Origin of the sequence: Streptomyces shenzhenensis, from assembly GCF_021462265.1 — a bacterium.
Taxonomy (GTDB): domain Bacteria; phylum Actinomycetota; class Actinomycetes; order Streptomycetales; family Streptomycetaceae; genus Streptomyces; species Streptomyces shenzhenensis.
In genome coordinates, this window is sequence record NZ_JAJONF010000088.1 from 1 (window position 1) to 15,156 (window position 15,156).

A 15,156-nucleotide genomic window follows, 5' to 3' on the forward strand; every position below is an offset into this window, starting at 1 on the left:
CGCCCTCGCGGCACTCGACGACGGCGCGCGCACGGCCGTCGCGGACGCGCTGCCTGCCCTCTTCCGGCTCGCCGAACACCTCGGCGAGCCGACCGACGACATGGAACTTGGCTGACCCCGTCACAGCCTGAACGGAGGCCTGTCGTGCGCTGTCTGTGGCGGCGGAGCCACCGACCGTCTCCGCGCCGAACCTCTCGGCCTGTGCGCGCATGTTCGCCGTGAGGCCGGGGCCGTCGATGCCGTCGGGAAGCCGGGAAGTTCTCGGCCTCGGTCGTCGTGGTGAGGGCCCCGCCGGCGAAGAATGGCTTGGCCGAAGGCGAGCGGCCTGGGTTCGGTGCGGGCGGTGCAGAGGGCGGCGGCGTGTCCGGCGGGGCCGGAGCCGATGACGACGACCTCGCGGATCCCGCTGCCGGTCGCGAAGGCTACGCCTGCTGCTGCGCGTCGATCTCGGCGATCAGGGACTCGATGCGCTTGTGGATTTCGTCGCGGATGGGGCGGACGGCCTCGACGCCCTTGCCCGCCGGGTCCTCCAGGGCCCAGTCGAGGTACTTCTTCCCCGGGAAGACCGGGCAGGCGTCGCCGCAGCCCATGGTGATGACGTAGTCGGACGCCTGGACGGCCTCGGTGGTCAGGATCTTGGGCTTGGCGTCGGCGATGTCGACGCCGACCTCCTGCATGGCCTCGACCGCGGCGGGGTTGACCTGGTCGCCCGGGACGGAACCGGCGGAGCGGACCTCGATCCGGTCGCCCGCGAGGTGGGAGAGGAATCCGGCGGCCATCTGCGACCGGCCGGCGTTGTGGACGCAGACGAACAGCACGGAGGCGAGCGGGCTGGAGGACATCGTTCTTCCTTCGTCAGTGGGGCCCCGCGGTCGTGGGACGCGGGTCCCAAGGATCAGCCCAGACTGGTATCAGCTCGGGATGATGTGACAGTATCAGTCCATGATGACATCAGTCGACACTGATCTGATGCGGGTTCTCGCGGACCCGCTCCGCCTCCGGATCGTCACCCTGCTCGCCCGGGAGACGCTCTGCAGCACCCACCTCATCGAGGAGACCGGTGCGAAGCAGACCAACCTCTCCAACCACCTGAGAGTGCTGCGCGAGGCCGGGGTCCTGGAGACGGAGCCGTGCGGCCGGTACACGTACTACAAGCTGCGCCCGGACGTCATCGCCTCGCTCGCCGGTCAGTTCGCCGACCTGGCCGAGTCCGCCCGCCGTGCCGGCGACAACAAGAGGGCCTGCCCGTGACCCGCACCGATCCCACGACCGCCGAGCAGTCCTCGGTCGTCGCGAAGCTGTCGACGCTCGACCGTTTTCTCGCCGTCTGGATCCTGGCCGCCATGGCCCTCGGCCTCGGACTCGGCCGCGCCGTCCCCGGCCTGAACGGCGCCCTCGCCAAGGTCGAGGTCGGCGGCATCTCCCTGCCGATCGCCCTCGGCCTGCTGATCATGATGTATCCGGTCCTGGCCAAAGTCCGCTACGACAAGCTCGATGCCGTCACCGGTGACAGACGGCTCATGGTCTCGTCGCTGGTCATCAACTGGCTGATCGGTCCCGCCGTCATGTTCGCGCTGGCGTGGATCTTCCTGCCGGACCTGCCGGAGTACCGCACCGGCCTGATCATCGTCGGGCTCGCCCGCTGCATCGCCATGGTCATCATCTGGAACGACCTCGCGTGCGGCGACCGCGAGGCCGCCGCCGTCCTGGTCGCCCTCAACTCCGTCTTCCAGGTCCTCGCGTTCGGCCTGCTCGGCTGGTTCTACCTCGACCTGCTGCCCGGCTGGCTGGGGCTGGGCGACGGCCGGCACCTGAACATCTCCATGGGGAAGATCGCCGTGAACGTCGTCATCTTCCTCGGCATCCCGCTGCTGGCCGGGTTCCTCACCCGCCGCATCGGCGAGCGGAAGCTGGGCCGCGAGAAGTACGAGACCGGCTTCCTGCCGAAGATCGGCCCGTGGGCGCTGTACGGCCTGCTCTTCACCATCGTCATCCTCTTCGCCCTGCAGGGGAGGACGATCACCTCGCAGCCGCTGGACGTCGCCCGCATCGCGCTCCCGCTGCTCGCCTACTTCGCGCTCATGTGGTTCGGCACCTTCGCCCTCGGCAAGGCCATCGGCCTCGCCTACGACCGCACCGCCACCCTCGCCTTCACCGCCGCCGGCAACAACTTCGAGCTGGCCATCGCGGTCGCCATCGCCACCTTCGGCGTCACCTCGGGCCAGGCCCTGTCCGGCGTGGTCGGCCCGCTGATCGAGGTACCCGTCCTGGTCGCCCTGGTGTACGTTTCCCTGGCCTGGCGGCGCAAGTTCGCCACCGCCCAGCGGCTCACGCCCGCACCGCAGGAGGGCTGACGCACCGCCTGGACAGTCCCGGTATCGGGGCGCGTGTCGCCGCGGCCGGCGTCTGCGCCCAGTGCGGAGCCGGCGTCCGCTCCGTCCTATCCGAAGTCTCCGAGCGTTCCCTGACTGCACGAAAGCGGTGTCCCGCCCGGTGGCCTCCCAGCCGCCGGTGCGCCGCTGCTGGGCACCGTCTGCGCAGCGGCGCACCGCGCCCACGCGGCCTGCTGTCCGCGGGCCGCCGACACCATCCGTACCTCTCAGACAGTGGCGTCGGCGTGGCCGGTCAGCGCGGCCAGCCGTCGGCGGCCGGTCAGCTGCTGCGCCTGCCACGGCAGCAGCCAGGCACGCGATGCGAGCTCACCCGCGACCCGTCGCAGCTGCGACTCCTCCAGCGCCGCCCGGGCCCGCAGCAGCGGGTCCCGGGTGCCGCTGCCGGTCAGGGAGGCGTTGACCACCCATCCGTACGGCTCGATACCGGCCCGGCGCAGATCCTCCTGGAGCGCGGCGGCCTCCGAGACGGGGGTGAGTTCGGGCAGCGTGACGACGAGCACGCGCGTGCGGGCCGGATCCCGCAGCCGCATCAGTGGGGTGGTGATCCGGCCGTGCACCTGGTCGGCGCCGGCCAGGACCTGGCGGTGGTAGGAGCCGGTCAGATCCAGCAGCCGCAGCGTGTGCCCGCTGGGGGCCGTGTCGATGACCACGAACCGGCCGCGCGCGGCCTGGTTCAGCAGTCCGGAGAACGCGCGGAAGACCGCCACCTCCGCGTAGCACGGCGAGCGCAGGTCCTCCTCCAGCAGTGCCCGGCGCTCCGGCCCGAGCCGCTCGGCCGCCTGGAGCCGGTCAGCGGTGTAACGGGCCAGTTCGGCGGCCGGGTCGATCCGGCTGACGGTCAGCCGCCCGCCCGCGCGGGGCCCGGTGTGCGGCGCGGGCTCGCCGGCGCCCAGAATCTCGTCGGGCCGCCCGGCCGGGTCGGTGGTGGACAGGTGCACCTCGTGCCCGCGCCGCACCAGTCCCGCCGCGATGGCAGCCGCAATGGTCGTCTTGCCGACACCGCCCTTGCCCACGACCAGGACGGCTCCCGGCTCACCGGCCGCCAGCTCGTTCACGAGGGCCTCGAGCGTGCCCAGGGGCATGCCCTCCGCCGCGCCCTGGGCCGCAGCGGCGATCCGGTCGGTGGCGCGGCCGCCGTCCGCGGGCGCGGACGAGGGGAGTCCGGCACCCAGGGCCCGGAGGGCGGGCACCCCCGTCAGGTCTGCCGCCGAGAGCTCGACCGAGGCCGCCGGAACCTCGCGCAGCTGCCGGGGCAGGGCGGCCAAGGCCGTCTGCTGCCGGAGGGCAAGGGCCTGTGCGACCGTGTCTCCGGCGAGCGGGCGGGTGAACAGGCCGTTGACGATCAGGCGCTGGTTACGGATGCCCTGGGCCGCCAGCTCCGCTCCCGCGCGCGCCGCCTCCGCCAGCGCCCCGGACTCGGGACGGCTGACCAGCACCATCATCGTGCGGGCCGGGTCGCCGAGCTCGTCCACGGTCTGGTGATACTGCTCCCGCTGTGACGCGAGCCCTGAACGGGGGCCCAGGCAGCTCGCCCCGGCGGCATCGCTGGTCTCGATGTACTCCGACCACGCGCTGGGCAGGTTCAGCAGCCGCAGTGTGTGCCCGGTGGGCGCGGTGTCGAACAGCACGTGGCCATAGAGTCCCAAGGTCTCGGGATGGGCGATCAGCTGGGTGAAGCGGTCGAAGGCCGCCACCTCGACCGTGCACTCTCCCGCCATCTGCTCCTCGATGCCGCGCAGTTCCTCCGCGGTGACCACGCCTCGGTAGGGCCCGAGCACCCGCTCGCGATAGGCGGTCGCCGCCTGTTCGGGATCGAGGTTCATCACGGCGAGACCGGGCACACCGGGCACCGCGCCAGGTTCCGGGCCCACGGCGATACCGAGCAGATCACCCAGGTTGGACGCCGGGTCGGTGCTGACGAGCAGAACCCGTCTGCCGGCGTCGGCCAAGGCCACGGCAGCGGCCCCCGCGACGGTGGTCTTGCCGACCCCTCCCTTGCCGGTGAAGAACACGAACGGGGTTGGCCAGGACGCCCAGTCGAGGGCCGGCAGGGCAGCCGTCCGAACGGCGGTTTCCGGGCCGTTGCCGACCGCGTGGGTGTTCATGGTGCACGACTCCCGTCCCCCCCCCGGCCGACACGGCCCGTCGCACCGGGCCGCTCTTGTTCCCATTGTCCCGCCCGGCGTATGGCAGCGGGTGCTACTGCCGCTGCCCGGTCAGAACGACCGTCGCGGTGCGGAACCCGCCATCCTGGTCAGACTGCGCAGGACGGGGTGATCAGCAGCGTGCCCATCGTGACCACCACGTCTCCCTGCCCCGCGACCAGACCCGGATTCCTGCTTCCTGGGCGTCAGTTCGCTTCCGCCGATCCCGCGGTGTCCTTCCGGCGCACGTCGTCCATGTCGACGGCGCGGATCTTCCCGATGAGCTCCTCCAGCGCCTGCGGCGGCAGTGCGCCGGGCTGCGAGTACAGGACGGTCCGGTCGCGGACGGCCATCAGGGTGGGGATGGAGGAGATCCGGAAGGCGCCGGCCAGTTCGGGCTGTGCCTCGGTGTCGACCTTGCCGAAGACGATGTCCGGGTGGCGCTCGGCGGCCTTCTCGTAGACGGGGCCGAACATGCGGCACGGCCCGCACCAGGCGGCCCAGAAGTCGATCAGCACGATGTCGGAGCCGGTGACGGTCTCCTCGAAGTTGTCCTTGGTCAGTTCGACGGTCGGCATGGTGTTCCCTCCGCTCCTGTATACCCGGTGGGGTATCTGTGGCTGCTCGGTTCAACCGGTGCCGGCCCGTGTTTGTTCCACGCGGACGGACGGTGGCGGGAACCGGCCCATGCGCTCGAAGCCGGCCCGGCTGGACGTCGTGCTGGGCGCCCCGCGCACCCAGGCCGAACTGGAGGCCCGGCTGGCCGACGACAGCGTCAAGCTCACCGACTGGTACCTGGCGACGAAGCCCGGTACGGCGGCCTGACGCGCCGGCGGGGGTCATCTCCGTACGGCGCGGACGAGCGCGTCCAGAGCCGTGCGGCTGTCGCCCTCGGTGCCGGTCACCGGCCGGGTGACCGTCCCGGCCCACAGGGTGAGATCGGCGTGCACGGTGCGCAGCCGCACGTCCCGTCCGGCTGCCGGCGTCCTGGCTTTCTCCAGAGCTACGGCGGAGAAGTCGACGGCGTCCACCTCCCAGCCCCGCTCCGCGAGCCACACCGCGTTGCGCCCCTCCCGGCGGCGAGGTCCACCGCCCGTCCGGACGGCTTCAGGCCGGCCGAGCCGGTTCCCGACGCGGAACAGCGTCCGAACGGTGCGCACACGAGAGCGGCGTGCCGGTCACCGACCGGCACGCCGCTCTCAGGCCTGCGGACCCGTGGGGTTCACATGGCCGCGGGGCGGTTCCTGCGGCGGCGCAGCGCGAACGCGGTGGTCATCGCTCCCGCGGTCAGGACTCCGGCGCCGACTGCGATCGGCAGGGCGGGGGAGGCGGAGGTGCCGTCGGCGACGTTCTGGGCCTTGAGGTCCTGGACGTACGCCGGGTAGGGGGCGTGTGTGGCGGCGGCGGACGCCGTACGGCCGTAGTGGTGCGGGATCGGCTTGACCGACTTGACCGAGCCGTCCGGGTTCAGCAGCACCTGCTTGTTGTTGGGGTGCCGGAAGTCGAACATGCCGGCCAGGGTGCCCGCGCGCTGGTCGAAGGAGGCGTCACCGATGCGGCCGGTGTGCCAGTTGTCCTCGATGAACTGGGTGATCGAGGTCTGCTCGGTGGGGGTGTGGTCGACCGAGTTCACCTTGCTGTAGGGGGAGATGACCAGCAGCGGCTGCCGGGTGCCGGGGCCGCAGCGGTCCGCGTAGCCGCCCGCGGCGGCCGGACCGGCCTGGCAGTCGGGGCCGTCCAGGGCCTTGCCGTTGGAGCCCGGGGTGGAGTTCGTCGAGCCGTTCAGGACCTTTGAGGTGACGTGGTCGTACCAGCCGTCGGAGTCGTCGTAGGCGACCACGACCGCGGTGGACTTCCACTCGGGGGACTGCTGCAGCTCGTTGATCTCCTTGACCAGGAACTGCTGCTCGTCGGTCGGGTCGGAGTAGGCGGCGTGACCGTCCTGGTACTCGGCGGCCTTCAGGAAGCTGACCGCGGGAAGGTTGCCGGCCTTGAGGGCGGCGTCGAAGTCCGCGAGGTCGTAGTTGTGGTTGGCCCGGCCGTCGTGCCCGATCTCGGCGATGTCCTTCGGGGCGAGGTGGTGCGGGTTGGACGTCGACTTGTAGTACTGGAACGGCGAGTGGTGCGGGCTGTAGTCGACCACGGCGGCGCCGCCGACGTTGGTGTGCGTGGTGTCGCACTTGGCGTAGTCGCCGCTCTTGCCGTCCCACGCGGTCGACGGGCGGAAGCCGCCCTGGAACCAGCCCCAGCTCACGCCCTTGGCGTCGAGCAGGTCACCGATGTTCCTGCCCTGCATCGCGGCGAGGGCGTTCGTGCTGGTGTGGTCCTTGCCGGAGCAGTCGTCGTAGGCCGGGTCGGGGTCGTTGGTGACCGTGCCGACGCCCTTGGCGTCCGGCGAGATCACGGTGTACGGGTCCGGGGTCGACGTCTGCTTCGGGTTCTCGGTGCCGGTGGACGGGTCGGTGGAGACGACGCCGTGCGTCTGACCGGAGATCAGGCTGAGCGCGCCGGGCGTGGACGGACCGTAGACCGAGCTGAAGGAGCGGTCGTTGAGGGTGTACTGCTGGGCGTAGTTCCACAGCGCGGTGACGGTGTTGCCGTCGTAGTAGTCCATCACCAGACCGGGCTCGCCGAACAGCCCGCCGCTGCACTTGCTGACCTCGGTGTTCTCGACGTACTTGTCGGCCTTGCCACCGTCGGCCGCGTACTGCTCGGGACCGTAGGAGTGGTTCTGGTCGCAGGTCATCGCCTGCGCCGGGGTCAGCCGCTTGGGTGTGTAGAGGTTCGGGTTCTTCGTCAGCAGCCCGGAGTTGAGCAGGTTGTCGGTCCTCGGGGTGTGCCGGGCCGCCTTGAAGGTGGTGCCGTCGGTGTTGGCCGCCTGCGGATAGGTGGCGAAGTAGTGGTCGAACGACACGTTCTCGCCGTAGATCACCACCACATGCTTGATCGGCGTGGCGGTGTGCGTGCCGCCGTGGCCGTGACCGCCGTGCGCCGAGGCCGCCGCCGCGGGTACGGCACCGCCCGCCGTGGCCAGGGCGGCCGCGCCGAGCAGGGCGGCTACGCGCGTCAACCGGCGTCGCGCGCCGGAGGTCCTTCCACTGCCGATCATGCTGCATCGCCTTCCAGGAGCACCGAGTTCGACTGTCACGCCCATGCGTGACCATGACGTCTATGGCCGGATCCTGGGCAATCGTGACGGCCGGCCGGGGGAGCGGCAATGAAAGGCGAGCGAACGAATGGTCAGGAGATTCTCATGACGACTTGACCTTCTTTTGAGCCGACCGTGCAGGCGCGGTCAAGCCGGCAGGCCGCGCCCCAGCCGGTCGGAGGCGTCCCGCACCCCCGGCAGCGCCAGGAAGCAGCCGCCGCCGAACGACGAGACGTAGTCGGCCAGGGCCTCGCCGGCCAGCCGCCCCTGCAAACTCTCGGTGGCGGGGCTGGCGGTGACGGGGCGGTGCTGCCGCAACTGCGCCGGCCGGCGTTGGCGGCGGAGGTGAGGTCGGTGCCGGCGCCGCGCGCCGTGCTCAGCGGCGGCCGAAGGGCCACCAGGAGCGCTTGGGGGCCGGCGGGCAGTTGCACCGCCGCGATTTCGGCACACCCGCGAGGACTTGGTCCACGTGGTTCCCGCAGCCCGTGTACGTGGCCTTGCCGCAGTTCGAACAGGTGACACGTCGGCACATGGCGGACGTCCTTTCTCAGGTGAGGATCCGTGGTATCGGTCGCCACGGAAAGGGTGTGCGCGTGGGAACGCCGCGGGCCGGGCGGCCGCTTCGTCGCTCGTACCCGCGGCCGTTCGGCGGGTCAGGCGGCCGTTTCCCAGGCGCCGTAGCCGCCGAGCAGATCGTAGACGTCGGTGCGGCCGCTGTGCCGGATCAGGCTGGCGGCGATGGACGAGCGGTGACCGCCGGCGCAGTGGACCACCAGACGGCCCTCGGCCGGGACCTCGTCGAGGCGCTTGGCCAGTTCGGCCAGGGGTATGTGCAGAGCGCCCTCGATGGAGCGGCCGTCCGCGCGCTCGCCGCAGTTGCGCACGTCGAGGACCAGCGGGGGCTGGGCGGAGGTGAGTTCCTCGCGCAGAGCCTCGGCGGTCAGCCGGGCCGCCTGGGTGGTCTGCTCGGAGAGGGCGAGGAAGAGCTGCTCGGGCTCGGCCGCGTAACCGTGGACGCGGTCGAAGCCGATGCGCGCGAGGCGGGTGACGGTCTCCTCGGCGCGGTCCGCGGGGGCGACGATGAGGATCTCGTCCTCGGGGGTGAGGACGCTGCCGGCCTGCTCGGCGAAGCGGCCGTCGAGCGGGACGTTGACCGAGCCGGTCAGGTGACCGGCGGCGAACTCGAACTGGTCGCGTGCGTCGAGGACCACGGCACCGGCGGTGCGCAGGCGGGCGAACTCGGTCGCGTCCAGCGCGGGAGCGCTCTGCTGGGACTCGAAGAGGTCGCGGTTGCGGCGGTTGAGGTCGGCGTCGTACGAGAAGTAGCCGGGGGCGGCGGACTGGCCTTCGGTGACGAGGCGGACGAAGGTGTCCTGGTCCATGGGCCGGCAGGCGTAGTTGGTCAGGCGCTGCATGCCGATGGTCGACTGCAGTTCGGTGGAGAGGTTCTTGCCGCAGGCGGAGCCCGCGCCGTGGGCGGGGAAGACGCGGACCTCGTCGGGCAGGGCCATCAGCTTGTGGTGGACGCTGTCGTAGAGCATCGCGCCCAGTTCCTCGGCGGTGACGCCGACGGAGGCGAGCAGGTCAGGCCGTCCGACATCGCCGATGAACAGGGCGTCGCCGGTGAGCACGCCGTACGGGACGGTGTCCTCGGGCTTCTCGAAGACGACGATGCTGATCGACTCGGGGGTGTGGCCCGGGGTCTCCAGGATCTGGAGGGTGACTTCTCCCAGGGAGATCCGCTCACCGTCGGCGAGCTTGCGGATCGGGTATTCGGTGACGGCGCGCTGCCCGTAACCGATCCAGGCGCCGGTGCGCTGGGCCAGCTCGAGGTGACCGGCGAGGAAGTCGGCGTGGAAGTGGGTGTTGATCACAGCTTCGACGGTGAATCCATGCGCCTCGGCGTCCGCGACGTACTCGTCCACGTCCCGGCGCGGGTCGACGACGACCGCCTTGCCGCTGGTCGGATCACCGATGACGTATGCCGCCTGGGACAGGCAGTCGAGGTAGTGCTGCGCGAAGTACATGAGGTGCCTCCTGGCGCCTGTAGTGCGGGGGACCGGAGTCCCGGGACACCCGAGGGGTATTCAGGCGGATACCCACGGGGGTATTGATGAGCACTGTATACCCGTGGGGGTATATGGAGGCAAGCTGGCCTCGCGGTCAGGGGGGTCGCGCCGCCGGTAACCGGCGGATGTGCCGCGACTCCGGCGTCGTCCCCTGGGTGTCGCCGGCCCGGGCGGCCCCGCGGGCGGCGGGCCCGGAGTCACGCGCCTGAAGGGGCGGAGGGGGTTGCCGGCGGGGTGGGCGTGCCGCCGTCCCGGTTGGCCCGCAATCGTGGTGGCGGCCTCCTGACCTGGGGGCTTCCGCATGCGGGCGAGCGTCGTTCGCGGCCGGGAAGGTGGCGCCGGCCGCCGGTCCACTCGGTGCCATACGAGGGGCAGAATACCCCCAGGGGTACTTGTGTTATCGTGCTCATATACCCCCGGGGGTAACCCGGGCGGGGTGTCTCCACCCGCTTCCTTAGCCGACGGCGGGATACGGGCCGCTACCACGGCCCCGCTGCACGCTTCCGGGCCGGACGTGACGGCCGTGGACGACAGCCCGGCCTCTGCCACCGCTGCGGGCGCCGACCGGCTGAACACCCCTCCCGTTCCGCCCCTCCCCATTTCCGAGAGGTTGTGTGATGTCCCTCTTCCCCACGGGCGAGGACCGTGTCACCGTCGACGAGGCCGTCCGGCGCACCCGGGACGCCGACGCTCCGGCCGTTCTGCTGGACGTCCGCGAGCAGCGCGAGTGGGATGCCGGCCACGCGCCCGGCGCCGTGTACGCGCCGCTGTCCGGACTGGTGGCGGGGGTGGAGCTGCCGGAAGCGGTTCGGACCCGGCCGCTGGTGGTGATCTGCCGCAGCGGGCAGCGCTCCCAGCAGGCCGCCGAACTGCTGGCCGCGCGGGGGACGCGGGTGGTGGACGTCAAGGGCGGCATGAGGGCGTGGGCCGCCGCCGGATACCCGGTCGTGGACGACCACGGGAACAGCGGCTCGATAGCATGACCGCTCTGATACTCGCGCTCGTCGCCGGTGCCGTCGTCGGTCTGGCCCTGGGCGGCCTCGGCGGGGGCGGCAGCGTCCTCGCCGTGCCGGCCCTCATCTATCTTCTCGGCTTCACCCCGGCGGAGGCGACGACGGCCAGCCTGGTCATCGTCACCCTCACCTCGGTCACCGCGCTCACCGGGCACGCCCGGGACGGGAACGTGATCTGGCGCACCGGGCTGCTGTTCGCCGCGGCGGGCATCGTGCCGGCGATGGCCGCCGGCGCCGCCGCCGGCCATCTGCCCCAGGCTCTGCTGACCGTCGCCTTCTCGGTCATCGCGGCACTCGCCGCGGTGCGGATGCTGCGACCCGCCCCCGCCGTCGCCGCGTCCGGCGCCCAGGTGAACGCGGGCAAGGCTGGCGCCGCGGGGGCCGGTCTCGGCGCGGTGACCGGGTTCCTGGGCGTGGGCGGCGGCTTCCTCGCCGTACCGGCGCTGGTCAGCGTGCTCCGCCTGCCGATGCGCCGGGCGGTCGGCACCAGCCTGCTGGTCATCACGATCAACTCGCTGGCCGCGCTCGCGGCACGCGCCGGCACCGGGACGCACCTGGACTGGGCCGTCATCGCGCCGTTCACCGGGGCAGCCGTTCTGGGCGCCTGGGACGGCAAACGCCTGTCCAAAAGGCTCAAGGGCGGCACGCTGCAACGCGTCTTCGCGTACGTCCTGCTCGCGGTCGCCGCGTTCATGCTCGTCGACGCGATCTTCTGACCGGCCCGCCGCGGTCCGGGACCGCTCTCACCATCTCCCCACGGGGCGCGGGCACCTCCGCTCCGGGGCAACATCAACACACAAGGAACACATCTGTCATGACTATCGCCGCCATCGATCCCCGCCAGGCCAAGACCCGTCTGCACGAACTCGTCGTCATCGACGTCCGTACCCCGGGCGAGTTCGCCGGCGGCCACGTTCCCGGTGCCCTGAACATCCCGCTGGACCAACTCGACCGCGCGCTGCCCGACATCCGCGACGCCGCCGAGCGCGGTGAGGTGCTGGTGGTCTGTGCCTCGGGCGCCCGTTCCGAGAAGGCGTGCGTGCAGCTCGCCGGGAAGGGCATCCACACGGTGACGCTCTCGGGCGGCACCGGAGCCTGGGCCGCCCAGGGCCACGAACTGGACCGCCCGCTGGCCTGCGACGTCAAGTCGGCCTGGAGCATGGACCGCCAGGTCCGTCTCACCGCCGGATCGCTCGTCCTGCTCGGCCTGGCCCTCGGCGAGGTCGTGCACCCGGCTTTCCGGCTGCTGTCCGCCGGTATCGCCGGCGGCCTGGTGTTCTCGGCGGTGACCAACACCTGTGGCATGGCGGCCATGCTCGGCAAGCTTCCTTACAACCGGCCCCGCAAGGCCGATCTGGACGCCACGCTCGCACGCCTGCGCAGCCTCTGACCCGTACGGTGTCCCGTATGCCCCGGCATACGGGACACCGTAGGGAGGTCTTCCCGACGGGCGTCACCGCACCGGCCCTCACAATACCCGTGGGGGTATTTCTCCGGGAGTGATGGTGGAACTCGAACTCGAGGCCGCGCCATTGAAGGCCGTGCTGAATCGGCCGCGGCGCGCAGTTCTTGGATCGGTGAGGACGGGGCGTCGTCCTGACCTCGGCGTCATCGGGTGAGGACTCGGCCTGTGCATACCAGTGCTCGACGAGGTCCCCGGAAAGGCGCGTTCGGGTACGGGCGGCGTTTCGTGTTGTCGTCACGCCAGTGACAGGAAGAGCCTCTCCAGCCGGTTGCGGATCGACTCGGTGTCCTCGCCGTTCTTCCTGCTGGTGTCGATGTCGGTGACGCACTGCTGGAGGCCGGTCGCGATGATCGCGAAACCCGCGCGGTCCAGGGCGCGTGACGCGGCGGCGAGTTGCGTGACGACGTCTTCGCAGTCGCGGCCTTCCTCGATCATCCGGATCACGCCCGAGATCTGACCCTGCGCGCGGCGCAGTCGGTTCAGTACGGATTTCAGGTCCGCGCCTTCAAGATCCAGTTCCACGACCACTCCTCGAATTCATACCCCGTGGGGTATTCTACCCGCCCAGATCAGGATGTACTCACCGGGACCCGATGTGGTCCCGCGTGCAATCGCCGGTGTATGCGCTACAAGTCGCCCGGTGGCGGATCTGTTCCGGGAGGTCACGGCCGCACGGCGCGGACCGGCGTGTCGAGAGCGGTGCGGGGGCCGTCGGGGGTGGTCACCGGGCGTTCGACGGTGTCGGCTCGCGATGTCGGCGTACGGCCCCCACACGGCGGCGACCTGCTCGGGGGTGTGCACGCCGGTCACGGGGCCGGTCGGACGCACGCGGCGTGCGCGAGACACCACCGCCGAGGGCCCCGACCTGGAGCACCTCGGCCGCCCGGAGACCGCCCGCGCCCAGCAGGAGGCCGGCATCGCCGAGGCCGTCGCCCGGCGGGCCGCCGAGCAGGCCGGCTGGAGGCCGAGGAGGAGATCGCCGTCGCACAGGATCCGCTACCTGAAGCAGGCGGAGATCAAGGCAGAGACCGGCGAGGCCGCACGGCAGCGGGAGATCCTCGCCGTGCGGGAGAAGGCCGCCGAGCGGGAGAAGGCCGCCGAGCGGGAGAAGCTCGCCGCGCGGGAGGCCGCGCTGACCGTGCTCTGCAGCCTGCGACGCCTGGGCTACACCGTCTTTCCGCAGGCGGACGCCGGCTGGATCGGTGAGGCGGGCCCCGCCCCTGTGGCCCCTGGGCGACCGTGTGGGCCTGCTCAGGGAGCCGGACGCCGGCCGTGCCCTGGAGAGGCTGCGAGAAGACCTGGTCAGACGTGCCGACGGGCCGCTCCGTGACGACGCGGCGACGCCGCTGCTCCGGTACCCCGGTCATGGGGAAGGAAAAACTGTTCCCATCGAGCGAGAGGACCCCGACTCCGGCGCGGTAAAAAGGACACATGCCGGAGCACGAGACCCCAGCGGGGGCCATGGATGATGTCGACGCGGTCACCCAGGCGGTGTTGACCGCCTCGCGCCTGCTGGTGGCGGTCTCCGCCCGGTCGCTCGGCGAGGTCGAGGAACGTGTCACCCTCCCGCAGTTCCGGATGCTGGTCGTGCTGGCCACCAGGGGAGCCACCAAGCTGGTGGCCCTGGCCGACCTGCTCCAGGTGGCCCCCTCCACGGCGATGCGCATGGTCGACCGGCTCATCGCGGCCGGGCTCGCGGACCGGCAGACCAACCCCGACAACCGCCGTGAGACGTTGCTGCAGCTCACCGAGGAAGGGCGGCGCGCCGTCGAGGACGTCACCGCGCGGCGCCGCACGGAGATCGCCGCGATCGTCGCGCGCCTCCGTCCCACGCAGCGGCTGGCGCTCATCGAGGCCCTGGGGGCCTTCAACAGGGCGGGCGGAGAACCGCCGGCGACTCCCGCCGCCGGCAACCCGGACCCGCACCCCCTCGGCTGGGTCGTGGACGAGGCGATGGTTCACGGCATGTGACCGGCGTGGAGCCGGACCGGCGCGCCCGCCGGCGGAGCCCGTCTCGGACACCTCTTTCCCGGACTTCTCCGGGCCCCACTGTTCTTGCGTGACGCAAGGGAAGCGAACGCGGGCCGTGGGCCCGCCCCGGTGTCCGCGACGTACGAGCGTTCTCGGCCGCTGCGGGGCGTCCGCGGGACAGCGGCGCCGACGGACGGAGGAAGCCTCCCCTCGCGGCGTGCGGGCGGACTCGGGCGTGCTGCCGGACCCCCCTGCGCGACCACTGCACGCCGGGCACGCCGGGGTGCGCGAGGGCGAGGAGGGTGGCCGTGAGGGCCCCGCCGACGACAGCGGTTCCGATCGTGTTGCGCGAGATGGGCACGGTGCCTCCCGGAGTGGACGGGGTGGTCGTCGTCCGGAGGTACGCGGGCCACGATACAAGAGAACCTTTGTTGTAGGTAAAGATTGCATGATGCCAAATAGGGCTGGGAGCGCTCCGGGTCGTCGCTGCGGCTCGCATCCGTTCCTGGATCAGCCGTCCGGGATCGGCCGGGGGTCAGTCGTCCGGGGTCACCCGGCCGGGGTCGCCGGGCCGTTGACCGGCAGCCGCGCAGCGTCATGTCCGCCAGGGTCGCCAGAGCGGCCGTCGCCGCCGGCGTCAGGCTGATCCGGCCCGGCACCTCCAGTCGGCCGGGTGGTTGCCGGTGCGGCCGGGTCAGGGTCATGCCTCGTGCAGGTGCGCCTTGGCCACCCGCCCCGGCCGCATGATGCGTATCTTGTCGCCCTCGCGGGCGGGGCGCCGGGGCGACCGCAGCGGCGACGGTGCGGTCGCCCCGTCATTGAGGCGTCAAGCATCCTTCAGGATCTCCTTCGCGTTCGGACACGCCGTCATCGGGCCTTCTTGACATCGTAGGTTTGCATAGTGCAAAAGTGGGAGAGGGGTCAATGCCGGGCTCGTGCCCCGGGCGCCCGCA

At 71.5% G+C, this 15,156-nt stretch carries 17 protein-coding genes; 8 read left to right on the forward strand and 9 right to left on the reverse strand.

Going from position 1 to position 15,156, the window contains the following annotated elements:
• Nucleotides 1–422: 422 nt before the first annotated feature.
• On the reverse strand, nt 423–842 hold the full coding sequence (locus tag LQ326_RS45605) for an arsenate reductase ArsC (protein WP_234545115.1): 420 nt from the start codon (nt 840–842) through the stop codon (nt 423–425).
• Between the two features lie 100 nt (nt 843–942).
• Between LQ326_RS45605 and LQ326_RS45610 the strand changes: the two genes are divergently transcribed.
• Complete coding sequence (locus tag LQ326_RS45610; RefSeq protein ID WP_234545116.1) at nt 943–1,251, forward strand: ArsR/SmtB family transcription factor; 309 nt, start codon at nt 943–945, stop codon at nt 1,249–1,251.
• Entirely contained in the window at nt 1,248–2,354 is a 1,107-nt protein-coding gene (gene arsB / locus LQ326_RS45615) for an ACR3 family arsenite efflux transporter (RefSeq protein WP_308402169.1), read from the forward strand. Before LQ326_RS45610 ends, arsB begins: the two co-directional genes overlap by 4 nt.
• 245 nt (nt 2,355–2,599) lie before the next feature.
• Here arsB and arsA read toward each other — a convergent pair whose 3' ends face one another.
• Both arsA and trxA read right to left on the reverse strand, forming a co-directional pair.
• Nucleotides 2,600–4,498, reverse strand: coding sequence for an arsenical pump-driving ATPase (gene arsA, locus LQ326_RS45620; RefSeq protein ID WP_234545117.1), 1,899 nt, complete (start codon nt 4,496–4,498; stop codon nt 2,600–2,602).
• A 245-nt stretch (nt 4,499–4,743) separates the two neighbouring features.
• Nucleotides 4,744–5,115 (reverse strand): thioredoxin, encoded by a 372-nt coding sequence (trxA, locus tag LQ326_RS45625; protein ID WP_234545118.1) that lies wholly within the window; start codon nt 5,113–5,115, stop codon nt 4,744–4,746.
• 109 nt (nt 5,116–5,224) lie between these two features.
• On the opposite strand from trxA, the gene LQ326_RS45630 reads away from it, so the two are divergent.
• Nucleotides 5,225–5,362 carry a hypothetical protein gene (locus LQ326_RS45630; RefSeq protein WP_234545119.1) on the forward strand — a complete coding sequence of 46 codons (138 nt, stop codon included), beginning with the start codon at nt 5,225–5,227 and terminating at the stop codon, nt 5,360–5,362.
• Nucleotides 5,363–5,376: 14 nt separating this feature from the next.
• On the opposite strand, the gene LQ326_RS45635 is transcribed toward LQ326_RS45630, so the two are convergent.
• The 5 genes from LQ326_RS45635 to LQ326_RS45650 all read right to left on the reverse strand — a co-directional run bounded on the left by LQ326_RS45635 (nt 5,377) and on the right by LQ326_RS45650 (nt 9,712).
• Complete coding sequence (locus tag LQ326_RS45635) at nt 5,377–5,595, reverse strand: class I SAM-dependent methyltransferase (protein WP_234545120.1); 219 nt, start codon at nt 5,593–5,595, stop codon at nt 5,377–5,379.
• Nucleotides 5,596–5,759: 164 nt separating this feature from the next.
• Nucleotides 5,760–7,646, reverse strand: a complete 1,887-nt coding sequence (locus LQ326_RS45640) for a phospholipase C (RefSeq protein ID WP_234545121.1) — start codon at nt 7,644–7,646, stop codon at nt 5,760–5,762.
• A gap of 186 nt (nt 7,647–7,832) precedes the next feature.
• Nucleotides 7,833–8,003 (reverse strand): hypothetical protein, encoded by a 171-nt coding sequence (locus LQ326_RS45645; protein ID WP_308402170.1) that lies wholly within the window; start codon nt 8,001–8,003, stop codon nt 7,833–7,835.
• A gap of 58 nt (nt 8,004–8,061) precedes the next feature.
• Nucleotides 8,062–8,217 (reverse strand): DUF8730 family Cys-rich protein, encoded by a 156-nt coding sequence (locus LQ326_RS49255; protein WP_491074097.1) that lies wholly within the window; start codon nt 8,215–8,217, stop codon nt 8,062–8,064.
• A gap of 121 nt (nt 8,218–8,338) precedes the next feature.
• Nucleotides 8,339–9,712: an MBL fold metallo-hydrolase gene (locus LQ326_RS45650; RefSeq protein WP_234545122.1), complete on the reverse strand. Its 1,374-nt coding sequence runs from the start codon at nt 9,710–9,712 to the stop codon at nt 8,339–8,341.
• Between the two features lie 659 nt (nt 9,713–10,371).
• On the opposite strand from LQ326_RS45650, the gene LQ326_RS45655 reads away from it, so the two are divergent.
• The 3 genes from LQ326_RS45655 to LQ326_RS45665 all read left to right on the forward strand — a co-directional run bounded on the left by LQ326_RS45655 (nt 10,372) and on the right by LQ326_RS45665 (nt 12,157).
• Entirely contained in the window at nt 10,372–10,737 is a 366-nt protein-coding gene (locus LQ326_RS45655) for a rhodanese-like domain-containing protein (RefSeq protein WP_234545123.1), read from the forward strand.
• The gene (locus LQ326_RS45660) at nt 10,734–11,483 is read left to right on the forward strand and encodes a sulfite exporter TauE/SafE family protein (RefSeq protein ID WP_234545124.1); all 750 of its coding nucleotides are present in this window, start codon (nt 10,734–10,736) and stop codon (nt 11,481–11,483) included. Before LQ326_RS45655 ends, LQ326_RS45660 begins: the two co-directional genes overlap by 4 nt.
• A gap of 98 nt (nt 11,484–11,581) precedes the next feature.
• Nucleotides 11,582–12,157, forward strand: coding sequence for a rhodanese-like domain-containing protein (locus LQ326_RS45665; RefSeq protein ID WP_234545125.1), 576 nt, complete (start codon nt 11,582–11,584; stop codon nt 12,155–12,157).
• Between the two features lie 309 nt (nt 12,158–12,466).
• Here the strand turns inward: LQ326_RS45665 and LQ326_RS45670 are convergent, their stop codons facing one another.
• Nucleotides 12,467–12,754 (reverse strand): metal-sensitive transcriptional regulator, encoded by a 288-nt coding sequence (locus tag LQ326_RS45670; protein ID WP_234545126.1) that lies wholly within the window; start codon nt 12,752–12,754, stop codon nt 12,467–12,469.
• 229 nt (nt 12,755–12,983) lie between these two features.
• On the opposite strand from LQ326_RS45670, the gene LQ326_RS45675 reads away from it, so the two are divergent.
• Both LQ326_RS45675 and LQ326_RS45685 read left to right on the forward strand, forming a co-directional pair.
• Entirely contained in the window at nt 12,984–13,562 is a 579-nt protein-coding gene (locus tag LQ326_RS45675) for a hypothetical protein (RefSeq protein ID WP_234545127.1), read from the forward strand.
• Nucleotides 13,563–13,663: 101 nt separating this feature from the next.
• Entirely contained in the window at nt 13,664–14,203 is a 540-nt protein-coding gene (locus LQ326_RS45685) for a MarR family winged helix-turn-helix transcriptional regulator (RefSeq protein WP_234545128.1), read from the forward strand.
• The last annotated feature ends 953 nt before the right edge of the window (nt 14,204–15,156 follow it).